Below are 3,263 nucleotides of genomic sequence, written 5' to 3'. Positions count from 1 at the left end.
GCCCGGTCCCCGGCGGGGCGCGTGCGCTGCGTCGCGAACATCCGCAGCGCGAAGGCGCCGGCCGGACGCTCGCGCCACCCACGGACGCGGCGGGCCATCGCCTCCGGCATGTCCTCGGGCTGGGGCAGGGGCACGCCGTACTGCGGCGGCACGACCAATGGCGCGCACAAGGCCGCGAAGGTCAGGTCCGCCGCGGTGAAGCGGTCGCCGGTCAGGAAGGGCCGGCCGTCCTCGAGCATCGCGGCCGCGGCGTCGAGCTCGGCGTCGACGTTGCGCTCCGCCCGCGCGGCGCTGGAGGCCGAGACGCCGAGGTGCCGCTTGACCATCGGGGTCATGACGCGGAACAGCAGGGGCCAGGCGCGCCGCTCGAGATCCGGGACACCGGTGAGGTTGAAGCGGGCGAAGGCCTCGGGCAGCGTCAGGGTCTGGAAGTACATCCACAGCCGACCCTCCGGGCCCAGCAGCGTGTCCCAGCGCTCCTCCAGCGCGAGGACCGCCGCCCGGTCGCCCGGGTCCGGCGGGTAGAGCCGTTGGTCGGGCTCGCAGCCGGCGTCGGCGTAGAAGACGATCGCCCGCGAGTCGGCGAACACCCCCTCCGGGGTCGCGAGGACCGGGCAGGTCTCCGCGCCGCCGAGGCGGCGTACCGCGCGGCGGTGCAGCACCTGGACGTGGCGTTCCTCGACGTAGTCGAGTCCGGCCCGGTCCAGCGCCCACCGGGCCTTCTCGCAGTAGTGGCTGATCGGGATGGTGACGAGGCGTCGCTCGTCCGGGTGCTCGAGAGGCCGCACCCCCGCTACCCAAGCAGGCGGAGCCCTCAGGCGCCAGCCGACTGCCGCTCGCGATCGCGGTAGGCGCCGACCTTCGCCCGGTTGCCGCAGATCTCCATCGAGCACCAGCGCCGCGAGCGGTTGCGGGAGACGTCGTAGAACGCCCAGCCGCAGGTCCCGGCTGGGCAGACCTTCAGACGCGTCCAGGTGCCGTCCTTCTGGGCGTCGGTGACCATCTGCAGCAGGCGCCCGAGTGCCCCGGGGATGCCGGGCGTCCCACAGGCGCACACGTTCCAGCCGGTCGCGCTGAAGCGCACGCTCATGCACGCGCGGTCGGCGGCCGCGTTCAGCACCTCGATCGCCGCGGGCGAGGGCGGGTCGCCGTCGTGGTTGCTCAGGAGCAGCGATCGCAGGGCCTCCCGCAGCGAGACGGCGAACGCGAGGTCCTCGTCGGTGGGTGGCGTCGCCGTCCCGCCGTCGGACGTGAGCAGTCCGTGCGCCTGCAGCCAGCCCGCCAGCGAGGCGGGGGTCGTCAGCTCGTCGGGCCCGTCGTCGCCGCCGTGGCTGTTGACGAACTGCCGCAGCGGCTCGAGCGCTGCGGGGGCGGAGTAGCCGTCGTGATGGGTCCCATCAGGAAAAGTCACCGGCATAAGCTCTTGAGAGGTTACAGGGCGTCACGTACGCTGCAACCAGTTACTTCATGACGCCGGTTACAGCCGCAGGGAGACCCCCATGTTCCAACCGTCCAACCTCAACCACCAACTCGTCGACGTCCGCTCCGCCGACATCAGCCGACGCTCGCGTCGGACGCGTCGGGTACGCCCGCCGCGCCGTCGCTTCCTCGCGGCCTGACGCGATGGACGTCCGGTCCCCGCCGGAGCACCAGCGGGAATCGGACGTCCGATGCGGTGACGGGCTCGCCGTCAGTCCGGGATGAGACCGTCGCCGGTGAAGTCGGCCTCGGCCTCCGCCAGCGTCAGATCCGCAGGCGGGACGATCACGTCCGAGGTCTCGAGGTCGTCATCCCCCAGGGCCACGCCCTTGGACCGGATGAACTGCAGGAGCTCCTCGAAGTCCGCGTGGAAGCGGTCCTCCTCGTCGGCGGCGACCGCGGCGACCACGGCGTTGTCCAGCTCGTTGAGTCGAGCCTGGTGCTCGTCGGGGATGCGGTACTGCCCCTCGTTGGAGATTCGGACGATCACGCCTGCTCCCCCTGCTCGGGCTTGTCGGCCGGTGCGTCGGACGACTCCGCGTCGGAACCGGCGCCGAGCTCTCCGCCCGACGTCGACCCCGTCCCGAGCTCAGCCCGCATCTTGGCGAGCTCGTCGTCGACCATGCTCGAGCTCGTGAGCTCGGCGAGCTGACGGTCGATGTCGTCCGTGCCCTCACCGAGCTGCGTGAGGTCCTCGAAGGTCCCCGCGGCCTCGAGCTCGGACACCGCGTCCGCCCGGGCCTTCATGTTCTCGGTCTTGTCGACGGCGCGCTGCATCGCGAGCCCGACGTCGGCCATCTCCTCCCCGACGCCCGTGGCGGCCTCGGAGATCCGGACCTGGGCCTCCGCGGCGGAGTACTGCGCCTTGATGACCTCCTTCTTGGTCCGGAAGGCCTCGATCTTCGAGCGCAGCTTCTTCTCGGAGTCCGTCAGCTTCTCCTGCTGCGCCTCGAGCTCGGCGACCTGCTGGTCGAGCGACTGGAGCTCGGTCTGGGCGAGCTGCTTGCGCTCCAGCGCCGTGCGGGCGAGCTCCTCGTTGCCGGCGGACAGCGCCTGTCGCGCCTGCGTGTCGAGCTTGACGACGGACTGCTCGAGCTTCTGCGACTGCATCTGCAGGCGCTTCTTCGAGGTGACGACGTCGGCGATGCCCTTCTTGACGTTCTGCAGGGCTTCGAGCTGCTTCTGGTAGCTGTAGTCCAGCGTCTCGGCGGGGTCTTCCGCCTTGTCCAGCAGCTTCGAGATCTTCGCCTTGATGACGGTGGACATGCGTCCGGTCATACCGGCCATGCGGTCTCCTCGGGACTCGTGTGGAACGGGCCTCCGAGCCTATCGGACCCCGACGCGCTGCTCCTACCGATCGGAGGCCGCGGACCCGACCGACCTAGAGGCCGCGCGGGTGGCGGAGCCTGTAGCCCTTGTTCGACTGGCGCAGCGGACGCCAGCGCGGGCCCTTCGCGCCGCCACGGTCACCCGCGGCGCTGGTGTCGAGCCGGATCCCGGCGACCGTCATGTACGCATGGCCCGAGTTGGTGTAGATCGTGACCCACTTGCCCTTGCCGCCGTAGCCGTAGCGGAAGAAGCTCCGCGAGTCGCGGGGGCGCTGCAGCAGGTTCGCGCCGGCGAGCGCGTAGGACACGGTGCCGGAGCAGTCGTAGGCGCTGTCCTCGAAGTCCCCATGTCCGCCGCCGTAGCGATAGGGCTTGCCGACGATCTCGTTCCCCGCCCAGATGATCTCCTTGACCGCCTGCGGCGCTTCGGCGGGGGCCGAGGCGATCCCGTCGTCG

General features: G+C 71.0%; 5 protein-coding genes. All 5 read right to left on the bottom strand.

The window, feature by feature from the left end; translation table 11 throughout:
* Positions 1–788: glutathione S-transferase family protein (locus ABYE80_RS18875; protein ID WP_372791861.1), on the bottom strand; the 788-nt coding region annotated here is incomplete at its 3' end.
* Positions 789–814: 26 nt separating this feature from the next.
* A complete protein-coding gene (locus ABYE80_RS18870; RefSeq protein ID WP_372791860.1) occupies positions 815–1,411 on the bottom strand; it encodes a CGNR zinc finger domain-containing protein in 597 nt (198 codons plus the stop codon).
* Between the two features lie 279 nt (positions 1,412–1,690).
* Complete coding sequence (locus ABYE80_RS18865) at positions 1,691–1,969, bottom strand: hypothetical protein (protein ID WP_372791859.1); 279 nt, start codon at positions 1,967–1,969, stop codon at positions 1,691–1,693.
* Complete coding sequence (locus tag ABYE80_RS18860; protein ID WP_372791858.1) at positions 1,966–2,745, bottom strand: PspA/IM30 family protein; 780 nt, start codon at positions 2,743–2,745, stop codon at positions 1,966–1,968. Before ABYE80_RS18860 ends, ABYE80_RS18865 begins: the two co-directional genes overlap by 4 nt.
* Before the next feature lie 115 nt (positions 2,746–2,860).
* Positions 2,861–3,263, bottom strand: a 403-nt coding sequence (locus tag ABYE80_RS18855) for a peptidoglycan endopeptidase (RefSeq protein ID WP_372791857.1), incomplete at its 5' end; no start/stop codon positions are given.

Source organism: Paraconexibacter sp., from assembly GCF_041602235.1.
Lineage (GTDB): Bacteria > Actinomycetota > Thermoleophilia > Solirubrobacterales > Solirubrobacteraceae > Paraconexibacter.
Note: the sequence above shows the minus strand (reverse complement) of the source record. Positions and strands in the feature narration are given on the sequence as shown.